Source organism: Mycolicibacterium sp. TUM20985, from assembly GCF_030295745.1.
GTDB lineage: Bacteria > Actinomycetota > Actinomycetes > Mycobacteriales > Mycobacteriaceae > Mycobacterium.
The window spans coordinates 3,721,440-3,745,352 of the sequence record NZ_AP027291.1; the positions used below are offsets into that span (position 1 = coordinate 3,721,440).

Genomic DNA, 23,913 nt, shown 5'->3' on the forward strand with positions numbered 1-23,913 from the left:
GCGGGCGCGATCATTTCGCGAGCCTCCGCGCCAACCCCGCGCCCACCTTCTTCATCGTCGCGGAGACGTAGACGGTGAGGAACGCGTTGAAGACGTCCTCCCGCAACCGGGTCAGGGTGGATGTCTTGATGCGCCATTGACCATCGACCTTTTCGTACGTCTCGTGATAATGCCCGTAGCCGCGCAGGGTGATTCCGGGCGCCAGCCTGACGACGTCTTCGAGCGCCCAGATCCCCCGCGCGGTGGTTGGCGAGGTGAGCTCGAGTTCCGGGGAGTGCACCTGGTGGGCCGTCACCTGCGACGGCTTCTTCAAGTTGGCCCGCGTGAACGCGACGAAGTCGTCGGCGCCGCGAATCGACTTCCCGCCCGCCTTGGAGGTATCGCTGACGAAGTCGTCGGTGAAGAGGAGGCGCCAGGCCTCCCAGTCCTTGCCGTCGAGGAGTCTGCAGTAGCGCGCCTTCAGCTGCTTCAGCGACTCGATTTCCACCAGATCGGTTAGTTCCACCAGATGCCCTCCCTCGTTCACATCGACTTCGCCAGCGCTGCAACGGTTTCGAGATCCTCGATAGCGGCGACCGCGCGCGCCAGCCCCTCCAGGGAGATGGCTTCACTCTGCATGCCGCCAAGCCCAGCGGTGGTCAGCGGTGAGACGAAGGCATAGGTGACGGCCTGACGGTAGCGGGTCCACAGCTCGTCGCCGTCGAGCTCCGGCCCGCCGGACGCCGCCAGCGCGGCGCGATAGACGTCGAGCAGCTCGCGCTCGGCGCTCTGCCGCTCGGTGGTCGGCAGGCCCAGTACGAGCGTGTAGGTCAGATCGCGGGACGGATGTCCTCGCCTGACCACCTGCCAGTCGAGCAGGCCGGCACGGCCGTCCCGGAAATAGGTGTTGCCGGGGTGGGAGTCTCCATGCAGCACGGTGTGCGTGCCCGAATCGACGATCTCCGTGGCCACCTGGTAGTTCTCCCAGAGGAAGCGACCGGACTCGATCGGAATCGTGGTCCGGTCGGCGAGCTTGCCGGCCGACATCTTCATCAGTGAGGGTGTCAGCAGGTTCGCCGGATCCGTCGAGGGAGCCATCAGCCAACCGAATCGCCCTGCACCGTCGCCCTTCTCGGGAAGCTTTCCCCAGAATGCACCGTGCAGGCCGGCGAACACCTCCATCAGCGACGCCATCTGATCAACCGACAACGGGTTCAGCGTGTCGGCGAACTGACACGGCGTCGTAGCCATGTCCTCGAGGATCACGACGTAGCGTCCGGTCACCGAATCGAACGCCGAGCCGTGCGACCTCGGGATCCCCGCCCCGAGAAGGGGTGCCAGCTCACCGTAGAACCGGGATTCGGTCTCACCGAGTCGGGCGAGTTCGCCGAGCATCCTGGTGGCCGCCGTCGCCGCCGACAGCTTGACGAAGACCGAAGCGGGCACGTCCCTTCCGGCAAGAGCGAGCCGGGCTCTCGATGACGTCCCCGCCTCACCGTCGATGACCGACACCGAGTCGACCCGCAACCCCGTCAAACCCGACAACACCTCGGCGGTGAGATCCTCAACGCGACGGGGAAAGCGTCGCCTCCGCCCGAGCGCCGAGTCGGTCGCGAGGCGCTGCACACCGTGCCCGAGGTGCGCACCGAGGCGAGCTGTGGGCACGACGGACCCGAGCAGGCGCCGAACCGTCGACGGGCCACGATCAGTCACAGGTGGACTTTACACTTTCAATTGAATCTGTAATTCAATGTGTAGACTCTGACCGCATCGGCGACCGAAGGGCACTACGTTGGGCATCGTCACCACCAGCTCGGAGACCGCGTTCTCGCACTCCCCCGAGACCCTCTACGACTTCGTCACCAACCCGTCGAACTGGACGAAGACCTATCCCGGGAGCGCACACGTCGGCAGCAGCTCGAACGACCTGCCGTTGAAGGTCGGCGACACCTGGACCGAGGCGGGTCCGGATGGCGAACGGATCTTTACCTGGCACCTCGCCATCGCCGTGCGCCCGACGATGTGGGTCTTCACCTCCGTCGGCAAGCTCGGTCACGACCGAGAGGGCAACGGGGGGATGCCGGGACGGATCACGGTGCAGTACCACTTCACGCAGCCCGGCGAGGGCATCACCCTGTTCGCGCGAACCATGACGGTCGAGGCCTATCGGGACTCACCCATGCCCGACGGCTTCTTCCGAATGGTCAACCCGGCCAACATCGACAAGTATCACGCGGCGATCGCCCGCGAGCTGGCGGCCACGCCCGCCATCTAGCCGGCCCCGTGCAGCGCGCGACGAAGTGCCGCGCCCTGGAGCGCGAACAGCTGTTGGCTGACTTCCCATTCCGGCATCAGAGAATCGAACCCGTGACAGGTACCCGGGAACACGTGCAGTTCGGTCGAGACACCCGACCGCATCAGCCGAAGGGCGTACTGGACCGCCTCGTCGCGCAGCGGATCGAGTTCCGAACAGGTGATGAGCGCAGCTGCCAGGCCGCTCAGGTCATCGGCGCGGGCAGGTACCGCATCCGGCGGTACGAACTCGGCACCGGCGACGTGCCGCCACATCTGCCGGGTGGCGGGACCGTCGAAGCCCGGGGTGGTGAGGAACTCCTCCTTCGATGGGGTCGGCGCATCATCGAGCACCGGTTGGTGCAGCAGCTGGAATGCGATCGGTGGCGCGGTCCCGGCTGCCGCCCGTTGCGCGAGCCGGGCGGCGATCGCGCCGCCGGCGCTGCTCCCCGACACCGCGAGCCGGTCGGTGTCGACGTCCAACGGATTGCCCTTCGCCGCAATCCATTCGAGTACCGCCAACGCGTCGTCGAGACCGGCGGGATGTGGGTGTTCGGGGGCTAGGCGATAGTCGACGGACACCACCGTGCAACTCGCTCGCCGCGCCCACTCCAGGCACTGCCGGTGATCGGTGTCGAGATTCCCCAGGACGAACGCACCGGAATGGCAGAACAGCACGGCGGGCGCACCCGACGATCCGCCGCGGTAGACGCGGATCGGAACCTCGGGTCCATCGTCGCCAGCGACCCACTCGTCGACCACGTCGACATCTGACCACTCGAGCGCCGAGGCGCTCTCCCGACGTCGAGCATTCAGGGAATCCCGCAGGGCAGGAAGGCCCGCGGCCGAGAGGTCGGTCCGAAACTCGGCGAGGTGCCGCAGCTCCTGGGCGAGCCGCAGCGTCACGAACCGGTCCGTCGGTGTGCTTCGACGTGGATGTCGGGCGGCGCCGACGGCGGACCGAACGTGTAGTCACCGGCTCGGAACCGTCGTGTCATGCGCCAGAAGTCGCGCGCGCTGCGGGGCCACTGCGTGACCACGCGCCCGTTGGACGCACGAAAGTAGTTGTTGCAGCGGGTAGTCCACACGGTGCCGTCCATCCACTCATCGATGCGGGCGATGAAGTCGGCCATCGTCTGCGCCCGCACCGCGAGGTAGGACCGATCGTGGCGACGCAGATACTTCAGCGCCCGCACCACGTATCGGGCCTGGGCCTCCAACATGAAGATAACGCTGTTGGAACCCACGTTCGTGTTGGGCCCGTACAACATGAAGAAGTTCGGGAAGCCCGGCACCGTCATGCCGAGATAGGCGTAGGCGCCGTCACGCCAGCACTCCCCCAGCGAGACACCGTCCTCGCCCGTCACCTCGAGCTGGCCGAGATAGTCGGCGGCGGCATAGCCCGTGGCACAGATGACGACGTCCACGTCGAGCTGTCGACCATCCTCGGTGACCAGGGACCGGGCCCGCAGGGCCCGGGCCGGACTGGCCACCACTTCGACGTGCGAAGCGGTGAGAGCCGGGATGAAGTCCGAGGAGAAGACCAGTCGCTTGCAGCCGATCGGGGTCTCGGGCGTCAACCGTCGGCGCAGCTCGGGATCCGCGACGGTGGTCTCGAGCAGGGTGGAGGCGATCGTGCGGAATTCGGCCGTCTTGTCACTGCCGTGTTCGATCACCGAGATGTTGGCCTCGCTGCGCAACCACATCCGGGTCCGGTGGACCTTCATGGCGAACGGCACGTGGGCGAACATCCACCGCTCCCTTGCGGTGTACGCGCGGTCCGGCTTCGGGAAGACCCACGTCGGGGAACGCTGAATCGAGTAGACCTTCCGTGCGACCTTCACCACCTCCGGCACCAGTTGCGCTGCGGTCGAACCGGTTCCCAGCACGGCGACGGACTTGTCAACCAGATCCAGGGTGTGATCCCAGCGTGCCGTGTGGATGAGTGCGCCGGCGAACGGCTCCTCCTCGTCCAACGTTGGCATCGTGGGCCGGGTGAACAGACCCACCGCGGACACCACGACGTCGAAGGTGTGCACGGCGCCGGTCGTCGTCTCGAGGCGCCAGGTTCGATCCTCGGGGTTCCATCGCGCCGAGGAGATCTCGGTGCCGAGTTCGAGATGCGTTCCGAGACCGTACTTCTCGGCGCACCGTTCGAAGTAGGACAAGATCTCGGCCTGGCCGGACCACAGTCGGGACCACGTGGCGTTTCGGTCGAACGAGAAGGAGTACAGGTGTGACTTCACGTCGCAGGCCAACCCCGGGTAGGTATTGATCCGCCATGTCCCGCCGACACCATCCTCCCGATCGAAGACGGTGAAGTTCTGAAAACCAGCCTTCTGCAGAAGGATTCCCAATGCCATGCCGCCGGGGCCCGCGCCGATGATGCCGATCGAAGGATTCCTGGCCATCGGCGTCATCCGATCTGCAGGGATTGACCGCCGTCGACGACGAGCTCGGCGCCGGTGATGAAGGAGGCGTGCTCAGACACCAGGAATGCCACGGCGTCGGCAATCTCCATCGGCTTGCCCAGGCGGCCCGCGGCGGCGAGGCGAGTCTGCGTCACGGGGTCGAGCATCGGGGTTTCGACGGGTCCGGGGAGGACGGCATTGACCCTGATCCCGGACGGGGCCAGCTCCGCGGCCGCGATTTGCGTCAGCCCACGTAGCGCCCACTTGGCAGACCCGTAGGCGACGTGGTTCGGAAACGGTCGGACCGCGCCCGTGCTACAGGTGTTGACGATCGAAGCGCCGTCCGCCCGGCGGAGGTGTTCGAGCACGGCCTGGATCCCGTTGAACGGACCGAGACAATTCACCCGCCAACTCGTCTCGAAGCCCGCGGTGGTCTCGTCGGCGATCGACGCCCGGTGCAGCACACCGGCGTTGTTGACCAGGGTGGTCAACCCGCCGAAGCGCTCCACCGCGATGGCGACGGCATCGCCCCACCGCTCCGGCGAGGTGACGTCCAAGGCGATGGCGACGACGTTCTCATTGCCCAACGCCGCAGTGCTGACGTTCAATTCGTCGACGCGTACGTCGCAGGCAGCCACCCGGAACCCGTCGGCGAGCAACCGTTCGACGATGGCGGCACCCTGACCGCGGGCGGCGCCCGTCACCAGTGCCACGCGGTCCGAGCCGTTGGCGTTCAGTGGTATCTCCCGTCTCCGGTGGGCCGTTCGTCGTTCTCTGCCTTCGCGGCGGCCAGGTGAGCGGCCGCACCCCGGCGTAGGGCCTGCGACTCCGATGCGAGGGTGATCATCCGAAAACCCAGCTGCACCGCCGTGCGTCCGATCACCCCGTCTCCGGCGTGGACACCGGCGATCAGGCCCGCCGCGTTGGCTGCGTCGACGATCCGTGCCATCGCGTCCAGTACCTCGGGATGGGTCCACGCCTCCGATACCGCGTAGCCCATCGAAATGGCAAGATCCGCTGGCCCGACGTAGATTCCGGCGAGCCCGGGCACGGCACAAATCTCGTCCACCGCCCTGAATCCCCTGACCGTCTCCACCATCGCCAGGACGTTCACCCGAGCTTCCAGCGCGGCCACGTCGGTTCCCAGACTCGCCCGCAGCGGCCCGAAACTTCGCACGCCCCGAGGAGCGAATCGCGTCGCCGCCACGGCCTGCGCCGCCTGCTCGGCCGTCTCGATCATGGCCACGATGATCACGTCGGCGCCCGCGTCCAGGACGCGGCCGATGGGCGACGGCGCGGTGGAGGCAAATCGCACGGCGGTGAGGATCGCGACGTGTTCGAGCCGATTCAACATCCATGCCACGTCGGCATCGTCGAGATAGCCGTGTTGACAATCGAATCCGACGTAGTCGTAGCCGCTGTGGGCGAATGCCTCGGGGCCGAGAGCCGTAGGACCGACCACCCAGCCTCCGAAGATCTGCGGCTCCTCGGCTAGGACTCGCGAAAGGCTCATGCCACGATCGCGATCTTGACGCGCCCGGGGGTGGGGCGGCACGCCACCTCGAAAGCCGTCTGGACGTCGTCCGTGCCGAAGGTGTGCGTCAGATACCGGGGCAGCAGGTCGGGGTGTTCTCGAACGAATGCACCGGCCTCGTCCAACATCCGGCGCCGCTCCAGAGTCACGCTAGATTTCAGCGTCAGGTTGTTGCGCAGCATGGTGCGGATGCTGATGGGATAGGTGTCATCGTCGGTCACCCCGAAGTAGAAGACGGTGCCCCCGAAGGCCGCGGCCTCGATCGCGTGGCCGAGGGTTGCCACCTGATGACCGACCGCCTCGATCACGACGTCGGCCCGGTCCTCGGGCGCAAGGTGGCGGATCCATCGATCGCTGGTGGCCCGCACCACGGTGTCGACGCCGAATTCCGTGCCGGTGGCGGCGCGATCGACGGGGTCGACCCCGGTCACGTGGGCGGCACCGAACGCCTTGGCCACGTAGGAGAACAGCAGTCCGATCGAGCCCTGTCCGATGACGGCGACACGTCGCCCCGCGAGGTGGGGAAGCTGTTCGACGGCGTAGAGCACACATGCGAGAGGTTGCAATCCGATGGCGAGTCCCGGTGTCAATGCCGAACCGTAGGAGACCAGGCCGTCGCCATCGGCGACCACGAAACCCGTCAGGCCGTCGAACCCCGACGCCCAGCCGACCACGTGGTCGCCCGGTCGGTGGTCGGGGTGACGGCTCGCCACCACCTCCCCGGCGATCTCGTGAACCGGAAAGCCGATCATCTCGGCGGCGCAGGCACCGGTGTCACCCGGCAGCTTGCCCTGCACCCCCCGGAACGCGGGCAGATCGCTTCCGCATACCCCCGCGGCCAGGAAGCGCAGCAGCACCTGACCATTGGATAGGGAGTCCGGTGAGGGCTCGGGGAGTTCCAACCGCTCGAAGGTGTACGGCGCCACCAGCCGATAGCCCCACATCATCACACCCGAACCTCGACCGGGATGCTGTTCCAGCCCCACTGGAAGCTCGACGGGGGTCGCGAGGCGGACTCCTCCACGATCTGGAAGTCGGGCACGCGCTTCAGCCATTCGGTCAGCATCACGCTGATCTCGAGACGTGCGAGGTGCACGCCCAGGCAGAAGTGCTGCCCCCGCCCGAAGGCCAGCAGTCGCTCGATGGGCCGGTTCCAGATGAAGTCATCCGGGTCGGCATACTCGCGTTCGTCGCGGGATGCCGATGCCAGCAGCGCGATGATCCGTTGACCGGGCTCGATCGTCGTGTCGTGAATCGTGAAGGGGCGACGCAGAGTACGGGCGAACCACTGGGCGGGCGCGCAGTAGCGGATCATCTCTTCGCGCGCGATCGCCACGTTGGTCTCCAGATCGGCCCGTACGGCGGCCAACTGGTCGGGTCGCCTGCTGAGTTCCCACAGGCCGTGGGCGACGATCTTCGGTACGGTCTCGGTGCCCCCGATGAAGATGCCGAGCATCTGGACGGCGACCTCGACGTCGCTCAACGCGGAACCGTCGGGCAAGCGGTAGCCGATCAGGCCGTCGACGATCGGCAGTTCGCCGTCGCGGGCCTCCGCCCGCGTGCGCTCGACGATGGGAACCAGGTATTCGAGATAGCCCGGTCGGGCGTTGGCGGTGTTCACGCCGTCACCCGGCTGCGCCAAGCTGCCCGCATTGACGGTTGCCAACACGTCGGACGCGAGTTCTGTTGGCAGGCCAACCAATTCGCACACCATGGACGCAGCCACGATGCCACCGAAATCCTGGGTGAGGTCGAACCTGCCCAGCGGCAGCAGAACGTCGAGTCGCTGGTTGACCAACTCGCGGACCCGGTCGGCCAGCCTTCCGACGTTCCTGGGGCGCAGTGGCCCGGAGTGCGAGCGGCGGACGTCCTCGTAGATTGGGCTGTCGAAGTTGGCGTGAAACGGCATGGGGTGCCACGGCGGATCCGGCACGGGTCCGTCGTTGTGGCGGGCCAGCACCGACGCCGCGGGCAAGGTGCCCTCGGATGCCACGAACGTGCCGTCGTTGATCTCCAACACCCGCCAGATGTCCTCGAACCGTGACACCGCGTAGGTGTCCCACGTCGGCAGATAGTAGACGGGGTGCTCGTCGCGCAGGATGCGGTAGTACGGCAGCGGGTCGGCCATCACCGCTGGGTCGAACGGGTCGTAGGAAAATCCTTGCACGACAACCGATTTCGAGACGCCGTTCACAGCGACGCCGATGAAATCGGCTCCTGCAGAGGCAGAAGCGTGTGGCCGTCGTGCCTTCGCATGACCACTCACCACCCTCCGTTGGCGCTCACGGCGACCGTTGAGCGGTTGACACCGACACCGTGCGAGCGTGACACTTGTGACGTGTTTTGTAAAGCTACTGCATTCGCGTCGCCGTTGGCGGGCGGATTTTGCTTCGGCGAGGGGCCGCGCTGGTTCGAGGGACTTCTGTGGTTCTCCGACATGTTGGGCGAAGCGGTTCACACCGTCGATCTTCACGGGTCGGTGACCACTCTGCCACTACCCGGCAGGGCTCCGTCCGGCCTGGGTTTTCGACCCGACGGCACGCTGTTGATCGTGTCGACCGAGGACCGGCAGGTGCTGCGCTACGACGGGGACACCGTCGAGGTCGTCGCCGATCTGAGCGGACTGGTGCCTGCGAACCTCGGGGACATGATCGTCGACGATGCTGGGCGCGCGTTCATCGGCTCGCAGGCCCGCAGCGGCGGCGTCATCGTGCGTGTCGACACCGATGGACTCCCGCCCACCGTGGTGGCCCGGGACCTCGACTTTCCCAACGGGATGGTCATCACGCCCGATCAGGGGACACTCATCGTCGCCGAATCGACCGGCCGCCGATTGACCGCGTTCACCATCGCCGCCGGCGGCGACCTCACGGACCGGCGAATCTTCGCCGACGGTCTCGACGGACCACCCGACGGCATCGCCCTCGACGCCGCTGGCGGAGTCTGGACGGCGTTGACGCTGGCCCACGAGTTTCAGCGGATCGTCGAGGGCGGCACGGTCACCGACCGCATCGACCTCGACGGCCGGACCGCGATCGCCTGCGCGCTGGGCGGCCCGGAGAACCGGACGCTGTTCCTGCTCTCCAGCGCCGATGCCTATCCCGAACGTCTGGTTGGCACCAAGCTGTCCCGCGTCGATGCGTTCCTCGTCGACATCCCCGGCATCGGGCCGATCCCGGCCCCCCATCACTGAGGCGGAGATGTCCGACTGCTATTACGAACTGACCGACGCCGACGAGCATCACGAGACGTTCCGCGCCACCGACCTGGTCCGCGGTACGTGGACCGCGGCGATCCAGCACGCCGCACCGGTGTCGGCGCTGCTGGTGCGTTCCCTCGAACGATGCGCACCACGCGATGACGCCCGGCTGAGCCGCGTCATGATCGACCTTCTCGGGGGCGTTCCCGCCGACGGCGACCTGTGGGTCCGCGCGCGCGTCGAGCGGCCCGGCAGGCAGATCGAGCTGCTGAGCGCCGAGATGCTTGCGCCGGGCCCCGACGGGTCACTCCGAGCCGTGGCACGGGCGAGCGGTTGGCGGATGGCGACGATGGACACCACTGCCGTCGTCCACCAGCCCGCGCGACCGCTGCGCCCGCTGTCCGAGGCCGCCAGCCGCGACATGGCGAAGGACTGGGACCCCAACTACGTGCACAGCATCGATTGGCGATGGCTGACGACCCCCCTGGCCGACGGTCCCGGTGAATCATGGCTGCGCCCCACCGTCGACCTGGTCAAGGGCGAGGGGATGACGCCGCTGCAGCGGCTCTTCGCCGTGGCGGACGACGCCAATGGCATTGGCACCAAATTGGACATCCGCAGGTGGACGTTCATGAACACCGATGTGGTCGTGCACGTGCACCGCGTCCCGCAAGGTGAGTGGATCGGCATCCGCGCCGAGACCAGCTACGGGCCGGACGGGATCGGCACCACGTACGGCACGCTGTTCGACGAGAGCGGACCGGTGGGCGGCATTCAGCAGTCGATATTGGTCCGTCCGCGCCCGGACCGCTAGACCAAACCCTCAGTCCACCAACCGGAGTGCGGCGGCCGGACACTGGGTCACCGCTTGCCGCATCCGGACCTCGTCACCGTCGGGCCGCGTCGCGTCGTGAATCAGCACGCTCCCGTCGTCCTGCACCTCGAAGACGTCCTCGGCGATCGATTCGCAGATCCCGTGACCGGTGCACCTGGCGAGGTCTACCTCCACCCTCATCGGATGACGGCCGGCAGTCGCTTGACCCCGTGGACGAAGGTGCTGTGGAGGAGATCGGGCTGACCGAGCTCGATGTGCTTCAGGCGAGTGAGCAACTCATAGAACAGGTTTCGCAGCTCACTCTTGGTCAACTGGTTGCCGAGACAGAAGTGCGGGCCGCCGCCGCCGAAGCCGAGGTGGGGATTGGGCGACCGGGAGAGGTCGAACTCGGCCGGTGCGTCGAATACGCTCTCGTCGCGGTTGGCCGAACAGTAGAACAGCCCGACCTTGTCCCCCGCCTCGATGGGTTGGCCCGCGACCTCGGTGTCCTCGACGGCGAAACGGGCGAACTGCAGCACGGGCGACGACCAGCGCACGAATTCTTCGATCGCAGTACCGATTCGCCCGTCGAAGTCCTCCATCAGCCAAGCGCGCTGGGCCGGGTTCTCGACCAGTGCCATGATGGCGTGCGTGGTGGCCTGTTTGGTGGTGTCATTGCCCGCCGAGGCCAGCAGGATGAGGAACGAGCCGATTTCCTCGTCGGTGAGTCGATGCCCGTCGACCTCGGCGTCGACGATGCTCGTCATCAGATCGTCTCCGGGGTGGTGGCGCCGATACTTTGCCAGCTCGGCGCCGGTGCTCGACAGCAGCATGATCTCGTTGATCGTGTCGGCGGCGCGTTCCTCGATCGTGCTGTACTCGTCATCGCTCATGCCGAAGAGCTTCTCGGCCGCCTTCGCCACGCCCGGCTGCTCGGATGGCGGAACGCCCAGCATGTCCATGATGGTCAACATCGGCAGCCGCGCGGAACAGCTTGCGACGAAGTCGATCTCACCCACGCCGATCAGATCGTCGACGACCTTGACCGCCGTGGCATGAATCTGCTCGTCGATCCGACGGACGTTGCGCGGAGTGAACGCCGAGCTGATCAGCCGTCGATAGACGGTGTGCTGCGGTGGATCCATCGTCAGGAAGAACGAGGCGAACCGCTGCACGTCGGCGGGCATGGGATCGAGGGCCACCCCCTGCGCCGAGGTGAACAATTCGGGATGGGTGCTGACGAAGGCGATGTCGGCTCGACGCGCGAGCGCCCAGAACCCCGGCTCCTCCAGCTCGAACAGCGAAGGCAGGGGCCGGTGCCAGGTGAGCCCTTCAGAGGCGCGCAACGCGGCGAACGTGCGGTCGCGTTCGTCGAACGGCTGAGCCCAAAAGCGGTGTGAGGTGATGTCATGGTCGCTGAAGTCGCGTGCCGCGGACGCCGTAGGAGCCGTCACCGAGAGCCTCCCTTCACCGAGCCTTGACGCCGATAGCGTGACACTTGGGTAATAATTTGTAAAGCTATTGCGATGACGCGACCGTTGCCGGGCGACGAGGCGGTGCGGCCGGTCGAGGCCGACACCTCGACCCGAGAGCGGATCCTCGCCGCGACGGCCGAGGTATTGGGCAGCAACGGGATCAACAAGCTCAGCCTGTCCGACGTTGCGACGCAGGCGGGTGTCTCACGGCCCACGTTGTACCGCTGGTTCGGGTCCAAGCAGGACCTGCTGGACGCCTTCGTGGTGTGGGAGCGCTCCTTCTACGAGCAGGCGGTGGCACGGGCCTACGTCGGATTACCCAGGGCACAGCGCCTGGAGGCTGCGCTGCGAGTGATCGTCGAATACCAGCACTCCTACCCGGGCCTGCGCATGGTCGACGTCGAACCCGAGCACGTCATCCCCCGGCTAGCGCGCGTAATTCCGCTCATGCGTCGGCAGTTCGAGCGGTTGATCCCAGGGCCCGACGCCGACATCGCGGCAGCGGCCGTGGTCCGAGTGGCGATATCGCACTACCTGGTGCGCAGCGACGATGACGACGAGTTCCTCGCCCAGCTCAAATACGCTGCAGGACATAGGCATTCGCGCAGTTAGCCACCACCACGCCGCCGGGTGGCGAGCTCTGCGAGGATCTCCTCGGTGTGTTGTCCGAGGCCGGGCGCCGCTGCCGTCGGCTTCCACGGCGTGCCGTGAAAGTCCGCGGGCGTGGCCACCATCGGCTGCGTCGTGTCGCCGTCGGGCACGTAGACCACCCCACCGGCGGCGTGAAACTGCTCGTCGGCCAGCACGTCGGAGATCGAGTTCACGGGTGACCAGAAGAAGTCCGGTTCGGTCGCGAAGATCTGGGCCCACGCGTCCAACGGCTTGGTGGCGAAGATCGCGTCGAGTTCGGCGATCAGCTCCGTGCCGTTACCCGCCCGCGCCCGCGCGGTGGCGAATCGGTCGTCGTCGAGCCACGCGGTCCGGTCCACCGCGCGACAGAGGGCGGGCCAGTGGCGGTCACCCTGGAGTCCGACGATCCAGAACCGTCGTCCGTCGCCGGCGGCGTAGTTGTTCATGCACGGGTTGCCCATCGACTCCCGCTGCCCGATCGCGACCTGCTGACCTGTCAGCAGCAGCGTGTTGAGATCGAAGCTGACCGTGTAGGCGCCCTGGCGGTAGAGCGAGGTCGTCACCAATTGGCCCAGCCCGGTGCGCTGGCGGGAGACCAGCGCGGCGCAGACCGCGCCCGCCAACGTCATGGCGACCGTGTGGTCACCCATGCCGCCGCGCTGGAACGGAGGCGTATCCCCGGGCCGGGTGAGCAGGTCGGCCAACCCGGCCCGCGCCCAGAACGCGGCGACGTCATACGCCGCCCGGTCCGCGTCGGGACCTGCCATGCCGTAGCCGGTGATGAGTCCGTACACCAGGCGTGGATTGCGATCGGCGACCGCGGCGAAGTCCAGACCGAGGCGTTGCAGCGCCGCAGGTCGCACGTTGGTGACGAAGACGTCGGCGTCGGTCAGCAGGTCGAACGCCACCGACAGCCCGGCCTCGGTGGCCAGGTCCAGCACGATGCTGCGCTTGGACCGGTTGTCCATCTCGAAGGGCGGGTTCTCTCCCGACGCGATCTGCAGCATGCGGCCGAACGAGCGGGCGGGATCACCGGCGGGCGGTTCGATCTTGACGACGTCGGCGCCCCAGTCGGCCAGGATGCCTCCGGCCGCGGGCGCCGCCACCCACACCCCGAGCTCGACGACCTTGATGCCATCCAGCGGTCCGGTCACGGTGAACCTCTCCTCGGCGAGCTCGGGTTGTCCGGTTGGTCGCTTTCGCGGCTCCTGGGTACCTTACGATCGGCGGAGCATCTGCAACGTTCGGAACTGACAGAGCTGGGAAGTGGATGAACCGATGACTGCGGAGCGCGCCGCCGGTGAAGCCGGCGAGGACACCTCGACCAGGACCCGGATTCTCGCCGCCACCAGGGAGGTGCTGGGCAGCAGCGGTCAGACCAAGCTGAGCCTCTCCGAGGTCGCCTTGCAGGCAGGCGTGTCGCGGCCGACGCTCTACCGCTGGTTCGCGTCCAAGGAAGAGCTCCTCACTGCCTTCGGGGTCTACGAACGCGACCTCTTCGACTCGGGGATCAACACGGCGACGGCAGGACTTCGGGGCAACGAGAAGCTCGATGCCGCATTGCGGTTCATCGTCGACTACCAACAGTCCTACTCCGGGGTCCGGCTCGTCGACATCGAACCCGAGGTGGTGATCGCCGAGCTGTCACGCATCATCCCCCTCATGCGCACCCGTCTGGTGAAGCTGCTCTCGGGGCCGAATGCCGCCGTCAAGGCTGCGACCGCGGTCCGCGTCGCGGTCTGCCACTACATCGTCCGCAGCGATGACGACGACCAGTTCCTGGCCCAGCTCCGCCACGCCGTCGGGATCAAGACTCCCGACTGAACGACCCGTCGTCGGATCGGCCAACGGCCTGACAAATGGGCGCTGATTTGTAAGGCTCGCTCCATGACGAGCGTGCAGCACGAATCGGGTGTCCTCGCCGGCGACGAGCGGATGTTGATCGATGGCGAGTTGCGCCATGCGGCCGGTGGGGCGTCGTTCGACGTCATCGATCCGGCGACCGAGCAGGTGGCCGGTCAGGCGACCGATGGCACGATCGACGACATGGCGGCCGCGGTCGGGGCGGCCCGCCGTGCGTTCGACGAGACGGACTGGTCGCGGGATCTGGAGTTCCGGTACCACTGTCTGACGCAACTGGCTGCGGCCCTGGACCGCAACAAGGAACACCTGCGGCGGGTGTTGATCACCGAAGTCGGTTGTCCAGTCACCGTGTCGGGCAGCCAGATCGAGAGCCCGATCGCCGAGGTCACCCACTGGGCCGAGCACGGCAGGAACTTCGACTACCTCGTCGACACCGGCGTGCATGACACGCCGATGGGTCCGGCGCGTCGCAAGATCGCCTACGAACCGATCGGCGTGGTGGGCGCCATCACGCCGTGGAACGTGCCGTTCTACCTCAACGTCGCCGAGACAGTGCCTGCACTGATGGCGGGCAACACCGTCGTCCTCAAGCCGGCACAGCTGACGCCATGGTCGGGTAGCGAGTACGGCCGCATCGTTGCCGAGGAGACCGACATTCCGCCCGGTGTGTTCAACGTCGTGCTGTCGAACGCCAACGAGGTGGGCGCCGCCCTGTCGGCCGATCCGCGGGTGGACATGATCACGTTCACGGGATCGACGGCTACCGGCCGGGCCATCCTGGCGGCGGGCGCCGCGACGGTGAAGAAGACGCTGCTCGAATTGGGCGGCAAGTCCGCACACATCGTCCTCGACGATGCCGACTTCAACGCTGCGCTCCCGCTGGCGGCGATGATGGCATGCGTCATGTCGGGGCAGTCCTGCATCCTGCCCAGCCGAATCCTGTTGCCGCGCAGCCGCTACGAAGAGGGCATCGAACTGTTGAAGACCAGTATGGAGAACTTCCCGGTCGGTGATCCGTGGACGCCGGGCAACATGCAGGGGCCCCAGATCAGCGAGGGCCAACGTGAGAAGGTGCTGCGGCTCGTCACGGCGGGCATCGACTCCGGAGCCCGCCTCGTGACCGGCGGTGGGATCCCCCCGAATCTCCCCGTGGGGTACTACGTGCAGCCCACCCTGCTGGCGGACGTCGACCCGGACTGGCAGATCTCACAGGAGGAGATCTTCGGTCCGGTACTGACCGTCACGCCGTACGACACCGACGACGACGCGATCGCCATCGCCAACAACTCCATCTACGGCCTGTCCGGGGAGGTGTCCTCCGGCGACGTGGACCGGGCGATGGCCGTGGCCCGGCGGATGCGCACCGGAAACGTCACCATCAACGGCAAGTCGCACTTCGGCATCAGCAGCCCCTTCGGCGGCACCAAGCAGAGCGGGCTGGGCCGCCGCAACGGTGACGAAGGCTACCGGGAGTACCTGGAGGGCAAGACGATCGGGCTGCCTGCGTGAGTTAGCCCTCGGCGGCGAGTTGACCGCAGGCTGCCGCGATCTCGCGACCGCGGGTGTCGCGCACCGTGCAGGACACCCCGCGCTCGCGGACCCGCTTGACGAACTCGCGCTCGGCCGGTTTGGGACTTGCGTCCCACTTGCTCCCCGGTGTCGGGTTCAATGGGATGACGTTGACGTGCACCAGCGGCCCCAGTGCGCCATGCAACTTCTTGCCGAGGAGGTCCGCCCGCCAGGGTTGGTCGTTCACGTCGCGGATCAGCGCGTACTCGATCGACACGCGACGCCCGGTCACGTCCGCGTAATACCGTGCGGCGTCGAGGGCTTCGCCCACGTTCCACCTGTTGTTGACCGGCACCAGCGTGTCGCGCAACTCGTCGTCGGGGGCGTGCAGTGACAACGCCAGCGTGACGCCGAGGCGTTCGTCGGCGAGCTTGCGGATCGCGGGCGCCAACCCGACCGTCGAGACCGTGACCGACCGCGCCGAAATACCGAACCCGTCGGGCGGGGGTGCGATGATCCGCTTCACCGAAGCGAGGACCCGGTTGTAGTTGGCCAACGGCTCGCCCATGCCCATGAAGACGATGTTCGACAGCCGGCCGTCATGCTCGTCGCGCATGGCGGCCGACGCCGCCCGTACCTGCTCGAGAATCTCGGCGGTGGAGAGGTTCCTGGTGAGGCCGCCCTGCCCGGTGGCGCAGAACGGGCATGCCATCCCGCAGCCCGCCTGTGACGAGATGCACACCGTGTTGCGCTGCGGGTACCGCATCAGCACCGACTCGAAGGTGGTGCCGTCGACCGCCCGCCACAACGTCTTTCGCGTCTCGGCGCCATCACACTCGATCGACCGCACGACGTTCAGCAGGTCCGGGAACAACGTGTCCGCGACGCGTTCGCGCATGGCCGCCGGCAGATCGGTCATGGCGCGCGGGTCGGCGATCAGCCTGCCGAAGTACTGATTCGCCAACTGCTTCCCGCGAAATGCGGGCAAGCCCAGCTCGGCGACCGCGGCGGCGCGGGCGTCGTCATCGAGGTCGGCGAAGTGCCGCGGCGGCGTGCCGCGGCGCGGGGCCTCGAAGACCAGGGGAAGTTTCATGATGTCGCTCAAAGGTACTCCGATCGGTGAGAACGCCAGCCGCTCGACGACCGGCGGGCTCTCAGGCAAGAAGCGTCAGGACGACCCACGTCGCGACGGCCGAGGGCAGCACCGAGTCGAGACGGTCCATCAGACCTCCGTGTCCTGGCAACAAGGTGCCCATGTCCTTGATTCCCAGATCGCGCTTCACCTGAGATTCGATGAGATCGCCGAGCGTGCCGGTCACGACGAGCATCAGCCCCAGTGGGAGACCCACCCAGGCGGGCTTGTCGAGCAGGAAGACCACGGCGAACACCGAGGCGGCCGTGCCGAAGATCAGCGAGCCCGCGAACCCCTCCCAAGACTTCTTCGGGCTGATCGCCGGCACCATCGGGTGCTTGCCGAACAGCACGCCTGCGGCATAGCCACCGATGTCGGAGAAGACGACGCCCAGCATCAGACACAGCACCCGCCAGCGTCCGTCCTCGGGATAGACCAGCAGCACCCCGAAGGCGCCAAACAGCGGGATCCAGGCCGTCAGGAAGATGGTCGCCGTGACGTCGCGCAGGTAGTTCACCGGCGGGTCCTTGAGCCCACCCGAGAGCAGGCGCCAGATCATGCACACGACGACAGTCGCGCCGAACGCGCCAAGGGCGCCCGTAGGCCCGAAGGGCCATGTCAACCAGACGATGGCCTGACCACCGAGAAGCAGCGGGATGATCGGGATCGCGTATCCGGCGGTCCGCAGTCGCCGGACCACCTCGTGGGTGGCCACGGCCATGGCGACCGCGACGACCGGCACCCAGCCCAACGGCGCGAACACCAGGATGGCGATGACGCCGAACCCGAGGAACGCCCCGACCCCGATCGCGGCGGGCAGGTTGCGCCCGGCCCGGCCCGCCTTCTTCGTGGGCTCGGACGAGTCGGCTCCACCGACGGGAGCCGTATCGGTGTCTGCCACCGTGCTGTTGCTGAAGGTCTGGTCTCCGGTGACCTAGACCTCCAGCAGCTCGCCTTCTTTGTGCTTCACCAGGTCATCGATCTGGCCGGTGTAGGTCTGGGTGCTCTTGTCCAGGTCCTTCTCGGCACGGCCCACCTCGTCTTCGCCTGCCTCGCCGTCCTTCTTGATGCGCTCGAGCTCCTCCATCGCCTTGCGACGGATGTTGCGCACCGTGACCTTGGCGTCCTCACCCTTTGACTTGGCCTGCTTGACGAGGTCGCGGCGGCGCTCCTCGGTCAGCTGGGGAATCGAGATGCGGATGACGTTGCCGTCGTTGCCGGGGTTGACCCCGAGATCCGAATTGCGGATGGCGTCCTCGATGGCGCGCAGCTGGTTGGCCTCGTAGGGCTTGATGACGACGAGCCGGGCCTCTGGCACGTTGATGCTGGAGAGCTGGGTGATGGGCGTCGGAGAGCCGTAGTACTCGACCTTCACCCGATTGAACATGCCGGGGTTGGCGCGGCCGGTGCGAATGGACGACAGGTCGTCGCGGGCCACCGACACCGCCTTCTCCATCTTCTCCTCGGCATCGAAGAGGGTTTCGTCGATCACGTGTTTCTTCTCCCGTCCGCAAGCGCTCGCCCGGTCGTCCGCCGCCTAGGTGGTGACCAGTGTGCCAATCCTCTCACCTGCCACCGCGCGCGCGATATTTCCGTCGGTGAGCAGGTTGAACACGAGGATGGGCATGCGGTTGTCCATGCAGAGGCTGAACGCGGTGGCGTCGGCGACCTGAAGGCCACGGTCGATGACCTCGCGATGGGTGATGGTCTTGAGGAGCTCGGCATCCGGGTTCTTCCGCGGGTCGTCGGTGAAGACGCCGTCGACCGCCTTGGCCATCAAGACCACGTCGGCGCCGATCTCGAGCGCGCGTTGCGCGGCCGTGGTGTCGGTCGAGAAGTAGGGCAGGCCCATGCCTGCGCCGAAGATGACGACGCGCCCCTTCTCCAGATGCCGACGGGCGCGACCTGGGATGTAGGGCTCGGCGACCTGGCCCATCGTGATGGCGGTCTGCACGCGGGTGTCGATGCCTTCCTTCTCCAGGAAGTCTTGTAGCGCAAGGCTGTTCATGACGGTGCCGAGCATGCCCATGTAATCCGACCGGCTGCGCTCCATACCGCGCTGCTGTAGCTGCGCCCCTCGGAAGAAATTGCCTCCGCCGATGACCACGGCGACCTGCACACCGCCGCGGACGACCTCGGCGATCTGCCGGGCGACGAGAGCCACCACGTCGGGATCAAGACCGACGTGGCCACCGCCGAACATCTCCCCGCCCAGTTTCAGCAGCACACGGGAGTAACCCGACTGGCCGGCGAGGACCGATTCCGCCATCCTGACTCCTTCGGCTCCGCGACGACGCCCCCAATCCTGCCAAACGGCTGGACCGTGGGCGCCGACGGGTAGCGCCGACGCGCGTCAGGCCAGGTGCGCGGACAGCAACCAGGCACCCATCGACATCCGACCGTTGGCCTCCTCCCGGATGCCGGAACCGGCGAAGTCCTCGAGATGGGCGCCGGGGACGAAGTTTCCGTGGATGCGGGCCGGCCGTACGTCGTCGATGACCCAGTACGCCGACACCACGTCGCGGAGCTCCTGCTCGGTGACCGCGTTGACGGGGCCCACGGCGGGCATGGAGGTGCTGTCGAAGACCAGCACGAAGTACGACGCCCCCGGTGCGGCCGCCCGCACGATGGAACGTTGGTAGCCCTCGCGGAGCTCGACCGGCATCGAGTGGAAGAGCGTGGAGTCGACGATGGTGCCGAAGCGGCCGTCATACCCGGTGAAGTCGCTGATGTCGGCGACGTCGAAGGTGGCGTTGGTCAGACCTCGCCGAGCGGCCTCCTCGCGAGCCAGTGCGATCGCAGTGGCGGACTGATCGAGGCCGACGGTGGTGAAGCCCCGTTCGGCGAGCGCGAGCGCCGTCGCAGCCTCGCCGCAGCCGGCGTCCAGAACGTCGCCGTGGATCTTGCCCGCCGCGATCACTGCGGCGATGTCCGGCTGCGGTTCGCCGATGCTCCAGGGCGGCTTGGCGCCAAGGCCGATCTGCTCGGCCTCCCCGCGGTAGGCGGAATCGAACATGTCATCGGTGAGACGAGTCATACGTACCTGTTTATCAATCTAGTTGATATGTGTCAAGATCCTTGACATGAGCGATGCCGGGGACGACCCGCTGGGTTACCTCCTCCACCGATTGGCCACGTCGTTGCGCACCGAAGTGACGTCATCGGTCCTCGAGCCACTGGGAATCTCGTTCCCGCAGTACATCTGCATGCGCTTCCTGGCGAAGTCACCCGGCCTGTCCAACGCCGACCTGGCCCGTGAGGTCAGCGTCTCGCCGCAGGCGATGAACATGGTGGTACGCGGGCTGCAGGACCGTGGTCTGGTGACCCGGCCGGCCTCGGTGGCCTCCGGCCGCTCGCTGCCGGCCGAGCTCACCAGGGACGGCGTCGGCCTGCTGGCCCGTACCGACGCCGGGGTGCACGACGCAGAGACGAAGGTGCTGGCACCACTCAGCCCAGAGCAGCGAGCGGTCTTCAAGACACTGCTCGCCACCCTGGGCTGAGGGCACTACCCCGAGTTAGGACTCCATGGCCCGTTCAGCGACGGGCAATCCCGCGTGGTGGGCGCCATGGCACGCCTTCGGCGGCGTCGGCGGAATGTCCAGCGCCGGGTTGCCGTCGAAGAAACCAATCGGCTTCAGATGGAATCCCGTGTAGGCACACGGCATCACCGGCCAGTCCTCCGGCCGAACCACGTGATGTGCACCGAGGGTGTACCAGAGCACCACGTCGGTGTCCTCCAGCGGCGCATCGTCCGCGACGAACTCCGGCAGCCCCTGTGCTTCCGCCGACTGGTACATGTAGTCGCCCGCGGCGTACAACTCCGACTTGTCGTACTTGGTGACCCACAGGTTGTGCTGGACGAACCGCGCGCGGTCGTAGATGTAGGAACCCTCCTGCACCATCACCGGCACGATGTCCTTGGGGACCAACTTGTACGCCGTCGGGCTCCCCAGCTCGTTGATCTTCGACGGGTTGGCGACCTTCCAGTACCGGCCCGTCTTCCAATCCCAATCGCGAGCGCCCTCGCCCTCGGACGCCACCAGGGTGTCCTGGGTGATCCAGGCATTGTTGTGCGGGTTCAGCTCGGGATCGGGCTCCGGGATCGAATCCACCTCGTACACACTGTTTCCCGGCCCGTCGACGCTCATGTCGAGCCGGAAGTTGAAGAAGTGCTGATGGTTCGGGCCGTAGACGCCCGGGGCGACCAACTTGCCCCAACGCGGGACCTCACCCTCGGCGATCGAACCGGTGGTGAGCACGCCGGACAGCTTGACCTCGACCTCGATCGAGGCGTCGTTGTAGAAGTACCAGAAGAATCCGTACTCGTAGTTGCCCACCGTGCAGATCATCGAGACGACGAGCCGACGCGACCGCCGGACCTCGACCTCACCGGTACGGAAGTCCGTGTGCTTCCAGGAGATTCCGTAGTCCTCCTCGTGCATGCAGATGGCGTTGGGAATCGTCACCGGGTTGCCGTCGGAATCGTTGACCGTGCCGTCGAAGTAGTGGATCTCGCCGAGGCAGTCGCAACCGAGTGTCAACGGGTTGGCCGAGAAGCCCATCCCGACCTCGCCCATGTCGAAGACGTTCTTGTTCCAGTGCGTTGGCGACGTGTCGCCGTAGGGCACCACCATCTCCGACAGCGACCCTCGGTAGAGGATCGGTCGCGTCTCGCCGCGGTCGGCGTAGGTCACCTCGTGCAACGTGATTCCCTCGCGCGGATTGAAGCCGATGCGCATGGACCACTTCTGCCACGTCACGTGCCACCCATCGACGGTGAAGCTGGGCCCTTCGGGCTGGGTGATCTCGATGGGCTTGACGTCGGAGCGGAACTCGGTGAAGGCCGGGCGGTTGTTCGGATCGAACATGAACTTCGGGTCGTAGTTGCCCGCCGTCGGCGGCATCGGCACCACACCGTGGTCCTCGATGTCGATGATCTCCATGTTGTCGAGGTCGAAGGTGACGATTAGACCCTCGACCGGTCGCGCGTAGCCGTGCTCGGACGGCGCCGCGCGCATGAAGGTCAGCGGGCGGCAGATCAACGGCGAGTTGTCGTAGTGGTCGCCTTGGCCGTAGTAGCCAGCCGGCCACGGATCGATCATCGCCAGATCGAAGTCGGTGATGCCACGCTTGCGCATCGCCTCCTGCCACCGCGGATCCTCCCGAACCTTCTCCTCCACCCCGGTCATGTGCTCGACCAGGTAGGACGGGAATTTGCCGGGAACCGCCTTCCACGAGTCGATCATGCTGGCGCCGAGATCGACCACCGCCTCATAGATCATCTTCGCGGCGGCGTCGTACATCGTGGCGAACGCGCAGCGGGGCACGTCGACCCCGGCGAACGTCAACTCGGCGGTCTTCGCCGGCTCCGCCAACTGGATCATCACGAACTTCAACGTCGGCGAGGCATATTCGGACGCCATGACGATGGCGGCCGCGGCCTGGATCTCCTCACCCGACAGTGGGTCCAGCGGATAGTTGGTCTTGTCCTCGGTAGCGTCCGCGCGAAGCGTGGTGCTGTCCAGGGTCATTGGATTTCGACTCCCTCTTGGTTCGTGAACATCATTCTGTGGTTTCAGACTTCTTGAGATCGAAGACAGCCAGGTGAGCCAGCGAGTCCTCTTGGCTGGTCTTGTGCGCGGACCGGCGGCCGAAGACGTAGACGATCAGACCTAGGGCGAACATGCCCAGGCTGATACTGCCGACCCACGTCATCCAGGTGGCCTGCGGAACGTCGATCCACGGCGTGACGAACGAGTAGTAGATACCCCCGACGGTTCCGACCGAACCGATGACGACCACGATCCACACCCCGACCATGCCGCCCGGGATGCGCCAAAACTTCTCGCTCACATACCGATCGGCGTACTTCTTGCGGGCCACGACCACCGGGATCAGGAAGAAGAACCCGGACAGCAGCCAGACCGTGCTCAGCCCGCCCTGCAGGTAGATGGTCACGTTGGCCATGCTGCTCTGGGAGTACAGGCCCACCGGGATGAGCGACGAGATGACACCCTGGATGAGGATGGCAGACACCGGGTTCCGGGTACGCGGGTTCAGGTGGGTGAAGATCCGCGGCAGGTGACGTTCCAGGCCGGAGACGAAGATCAACCTCGAGTAGGCCACCTGGTAGGTCATCAGCGCCACGATGATGATGCCCGCCAGCACGACGGCGCAGATCTCCATCAACCCGGGGAAGCCGGCGACGTCCAGCATGCCGATGACACCGGTCACCGGGTCTATCTCGTCGCTGGGTAGAGCCATCATCGTGCCGACCGTGGTCAGCAGGTAGATGACCACCAATGCCGTTGAGCCCCAGAGGATCATCTTCGGTCCGCTCTTGCGCACCGACAGGAACTCCGCACCCATGTTGTACGGGGTCTCGACGCCGAGCAGGTACAGCAGGACGGTGCCGTACAGGAAGCCCGCGACCGCGAAGTTCGGAATCGTCGCCTCCGCCCAGCTGAACGGAGTGGCCGAGCCGTTCTCGACGGCGAAGAGCAGTCCGCAGATGAAGATCGTCAGCGTCAGGACGCCGTACACCACGAACACGACGTTCATGATCTTCTGGCTGGCCGAGAGTTTCGCCAACGCCAGCCCGACCACCACCCACAGGATCACCAACTGCAGGATGATGCTGGTGGTCAGTCCCAATTCGGTGTGGAACGCCAACAGCAGGAACTGAAGTACCACCGCGGGAGAGGACGCGGCGTTGAGGATAACCGGCACCCAGGAGAGGTAGCCGCCGATGAAACCCCAGGTTTCGCCCATCGTTCGCGTCGCCCAGATGTAGACACCACCCTGGCCGGGCCACAGGTTGCCCAGCTCTACGATGGCCATGCCGGCCGGCACCAGGAAGGTGAGGATGCCGAGCACCCACATCGGGATCGCCGTCCACCCGCCGGTAGCCATCACCGACGATCCGGTGATCCAGCAGATGATGAAGACGTAGGCAGCCGTAAGCCCGAAGGTCTTCATCACCTTGGGCAGAATCTGCTCCGGCACGAGCTCCGTCGTCATCAAGGCGTCGCGGTCGGACGGCCGCGCTTCCATCTCTTGTGTCATTGTTTCTCTC

General features: G+C 66.4%; 25 protein-coding genes. 7 read left to right on the forward strand and 18 right to left on the reverse strand.

The window, feature by feature from the left end; all coding sequences use genetic code 11:
- Positions 1 to 10: 10 nt before the first annotated feature.
- The gene (locus tag QUE68_RS18270) at positions 11 to 526 is read right to left on the reverse strand and encodes a nuclear transport factor 2 family protein (protein ID WP_454786275.1); all 516 of its coding nucleotides are present in this window, start codon (positions 524 to 526) and stop codon (positions 11 to 13) included.
- Positions 523 to 1,692, reverse strand: coding sequence for a phosphotransferase family protein (locus tag QUE68_RS18275; protein WP_454786276.1), 1,170 nt, complete (start codon positions 1,690 to 1,692; stop codon positions 523 to 525). Before QUE68_RS18275 ends, QUE68_RS18270 begins: the two co-directional genes overlap by 4 nt.
- Positions 1,693 to 1,771: 79 nt before the next feature.
- Here QUE68_RS18275 and QUE68_RS18280 point away from each other — a divergent pair, with 79 nt between their 5' ends.
- Complete coding sequence (locus QUE68_RS18280; RefSeq protein WP_284227548.1) at positions 1,772 to 2,254, forward strand: SRPBCC family protein; 483 nt, start codon at positions 1,772 to 1,774, stop codon at positions 2,252 to 2,254.
- Here QUE68_RS18280 and QUE68_RS18285 read toward each other — a convergent pair.
- From QUE68_RS18285 to QUE68_RS18310, 6 genes are read right to left on the reverse strand one after another with little or no spacing between them, the layout of a single operon-like run.
- On the reverse strand, positions 2,251 to 3,177 hold the full coding sequence (locus QUE68_RS18285) for an alpha/beta hydrolase (protein WP_284227550.1): 927 nt from the start codon (positions 3,175 to 3,177) through the stop codon (positions 2,251 to 2,253). The genes QUE68_RS18280 and QUE68_RS18285 overlap by 4 nt on opposite strands.
- Positions 3,174 to 4,706 carry a flavin-containing monooxygenase gene (locus tag QUE68_RS18290; protein WP_284231068.1) on the reverse strand — a complete coding sequence of 511 codons (1,533 nt, stop codon included), beginning with the start codon at positions 4,704 to 4,706 and terminating at the stop codon, positions 3,174 to 3,176. The genes QUE68_RS18285 and QUE68_RS18290 overlap by 4 nt, the downstream gene beginning before the upstream one ends.
- Positions 4,688 to 5,395 (reverse strand): SDR family NAD(P)-dependent oxidoreductase, encoded by a 708-nt coding sequence (locus QUE68_RS18295; RefSeq protein ID WP_284227551.1) that lies wholly within the window; start codon positions 5,393 to 5,395, stop codon positions 4,688 to 4,690. Before QUE68_RS18295 ends, QUE68_RS18290 begins: the two co-directional genes overlap by 19 nt.
- A gap of 20 nt (positions 5,396 to 5,415) precedes the next feature.
- Positions 5,416 to 6,195, reverse strand: a complete 780-nt coding sequence (locus QUE68_RS18300; protein WP_284227553.1) for an HpcH/HpaI aldolase family protein — start codon at positions 6,193 to 6,195, stop codon at positions 5,416 to 5,418.
- The gene (locus QUE68_RS18305) at positions 6,192 to 7,160 is read right to left on the reverse strand and encodes a zinc-binding dehydrogenase (RefSeq protein ID WP_286275865.1); all 969 of its coding nucleotides are present in this window, start codon (positions 7,158 to 7,160) and stop codon (positions 6,192 to 6,194) included. Before QUE68_RS18305 ends, QUE68_RS18300 begins: the two co-directional genes overlap by 4 nt.
- A 2-nt stretch (positions 7,161 to 7,162) precedes the next feature.
- Positions 7,163 to 8,344 (reverse strand): cytochrome P450, encoded by a 1,182-nt coding sequence (locus QUE68_RS18310; RefSeq protein ID WP_284231074.1) that lies wholly within the window; start codon positions 8,342 to 8,344, stop codon positions 7,163 to 7,165.
- A gap of 126 nt (positions 8,345 to 8,470) precedes the next feature.
- On the opposite strand from QUE68_RS18310, the gene QUE68_RS18315 reads away from it, so the two are divergent.
- Together QUE68_RS18315 and QUE68_RS18320 are read left to right on the forward strand one after the other, a co-directional pair.
- A complete protein-coding gene (locus QUE68_RS18315) occupies positions 8,471 to 9,409 on the forward strand; it encodes an SMP-30/gluconolactonase/LRE family protein (RefSeq protein ID WP_286274227.1) in 939 nt (312 codons plus the stop codon).
- 7 nt (positions 9,410 to 9,416) lie between these two features.
- Complete coding sequence (locus tag QUE68_RS18320; RefSeq protein ID WP_284227555.1) at positions 9,417 to 10,229, forward strand: thioesterase family protein; 813 nt, start codon at positions 9,417 to 9,419, stop codon at positions 10,227 to 10,229.
- Positions 10,230 to 10,238: 9 nt separating this feature from the next.
- Here the strand turns inward: QUE68_RS18320 and QUE68_RS18325 are convergent, their stop codons facing one another.
- Both QUE68_RS18325 and QUE68_RS18330 read right to left on the reverse strand, forming a co-directional pair.
- Entirely contained in the window at positions 10,239 to 10,430 is a 192-nt protein-coding gene (locus QUE68_RS18325; RefSeq protein ID WP_284227556.1) for a ferredoxin, read from the reverse strand.
- Positions 10,427 to 11,683 (reverse strand): cytochrome P450, encoded by a 1,257-nt coding sequence (locus QUE68_RS18330; protein WP_284227558.1) that lies wholly within the window; start codon positions 11,681 to 11,683, stop codon positions 10,427 to 10,429. Before QUE68_RS18330 ends, QUE68_RS18325 begins: the two co-directional genes overlap by 4 nt.
- Before the next feature lie 72 nt (positions 11,684 to 11,755).
- On the opposite strand from QUE68_RS18330, the gene QUE68_RS18335 reads away from it, so the two are divergent.
- Positions 11,756 to 12,316, forward strand: a complete 561-nt coding sequence (locus QUE68_RS18335; protein WP_284227560.1) for a TetR/AcrR family transcriptional regulator — start codon at positions 11,756 to 11,758, stop codon at positions 12,314 to 12,316.
- Here QUE68_RS18335 and QUE68_RS18340 read toward each other — a convergent pair.
- On the reverse strand, positions 12,313 to 13,488 hold the full coding sequence (locus tag QUE68_RS18340) for a CaiB/BaiF CoA transferase family protein (protein WP_284227562.1): 1,176 nt from the start codon (positions 13,486 to 13,488) through the stop codon (positions 12,313 to 12,315). The genes QUE68_RS18335 and QUE68_RS18340 overlap by 4 nt on opposite strands.
- A 124-nt stretch (positions 13,489 to 13,612) precedes the next feature.
- Between QUE68_RS18340 and QUE68_RS18345 the strand changes: the two genes are divergently transcribed.
- On the forward strand, positions 13,613 to 14,158 hold the full coding sequence (locus tag QUE68_RS18345) for a TetR/AcrR family transcriptional regulator (protein WP_284227563.1): 546 nt from the start codon (positions 13,613 to 13,615) through the stop codon (positions 14,156 to 14,158).
- A 63-nt stretch (positions 14,159 to 14,221) separates the two neighbouring features.
- A complete protein-coding gene (locus tag QUE68_RS18350; protein WP_284227564.1) occupies positions 14,222 to 15,706 on the forward strand; it encodes an aldehyde dehydrogenase family protein in 1,485 nt (494 codons plus the stop codon).
- 1 nt (position 15,707) lies between these two features.
- Here the strand turns inward: QUE68_RS18350 and rlmN are convergent, their stop codons facing one another.
- From rlmN to QUE68_RS18375, 5 genes are all read right to left on the reverse strand, one after another.
- Positions 15,708 to 16,799 (reverse strand): 23S rRNA (adenine(2503)-C(2))-methyltransferase RlmN, encoded by a 1,092-nt coding sequence (rlmN, locus tag QUE68_RS18355; protein ID WP_284227565.1) that lies wholly within the window; start codon positions 16,797 to 16,799, stop codon positions 15,708 to 15,710.
- Positions 16,800 to 16,860: 61 nt separating this feature from the next.
- Positions 16,861 to 17,739 carry a phosphatidate cytidylyltransferase gene (locus QUE68_RS18360; protein WP_284227566.1) on the reverse strand — a complete coding sequence of 293 codons (879 nt, stop codon included), beginning with the start codon at positions 17,737 to 17,739 and terminating at the stop codon, positions 16,861 to 16,863.
- Positions 17,740 to 17,772: 33 nt separating this feature from the next.
- Positions 17,773 to 18,330 (reverse strand): ribosome recycling factor, encoded by a 558-nt coding sequence (gene frr, locus QUE68_RS18365; RefSeq protein ID WP_284227568.1) that lies wholly within the window; start codon positions 18,328 to 18,330, stop codon positions 17,773 to 17,775.
- Between the two features lie 45 nt (positions 18,331 to 18,375).
- A complete protein-coding gene (pyrH, locus tag QUE68_RS18370) occupies positions 18,376 to 19,107 on the reverse strand; it encodes a UMP kinase (protein WP_284227570.1) in 732 nt (243 codons plus the stop codon).
- A gap of 84 nt (positions 19,108 to 19,191) precedes the next feature.
- The gene (locus QUE68_RS18375) at positions 19,192 to 19,875 is read right to left on the reverse strand and encodes a class I SAM-dependent methyltransferase (protein ID WP_284227571.1); all 684 of its coding nucleotides are present in this window, start codon (positions 19,873 to 19,875) and stop codon (positions 19,192 to 19,194) included.
- 46 nt (positions 19,876 to 19,921) lie between these two features.
- Here QUE68_RS18375 and QUE68_RS18380 point away from each other — a divergent pair, with 46 nt between their 5' ends.
- Positions 19,922 to 20,338: a MarR family winged helix-turn-helix transcriptional regulator gene (locus QUE68_RS18380; RefSeq protein WP_284227572.1), complete on the forward strand. Its 417-nt coding sequence runs from the start codon at positions 19,922 to 19,924 to the stop codon at positions 20,336 to 20,338.
- Between the two features lie 15 nt (positions 20,339 to 20,353).
- Here QUE68_RS18380 and QUE68_RS18385 read toward each other — a convergent pair whose 3' ends face one another.
- Together QUE68_RS18385 and QUE68_RS18390 are read right to left on the reverse strand one after the other, a co-directional pair.
- On the reverse strand, positions 20,354 to 22,369 hold the full coding sequence (locus QUE68_RS18385; RefSeq protein WP_284227573.1) for a primary-amine oxidase: 2,016 nt from the start codon (positions 22,367 to 22,369) through the stop codon (positions 20,354 to 20,356).
- A 31-nt stretch (positions 22,370 to 22,400) separates the two neighbouring features.
- Positions 22,401 to 23,903, reverse strand: a complete 1,503-nt coding sequence (locus tag QUE68_RS18390; RefSeq protein WP_286274228.1) for an APC family permease — start codon at positions 23,901 to 23,903, stop codon at positions 22,401 to 22,403.
- Positions 23,904 to 23,913: the final 10 nt, after the last annotated feature.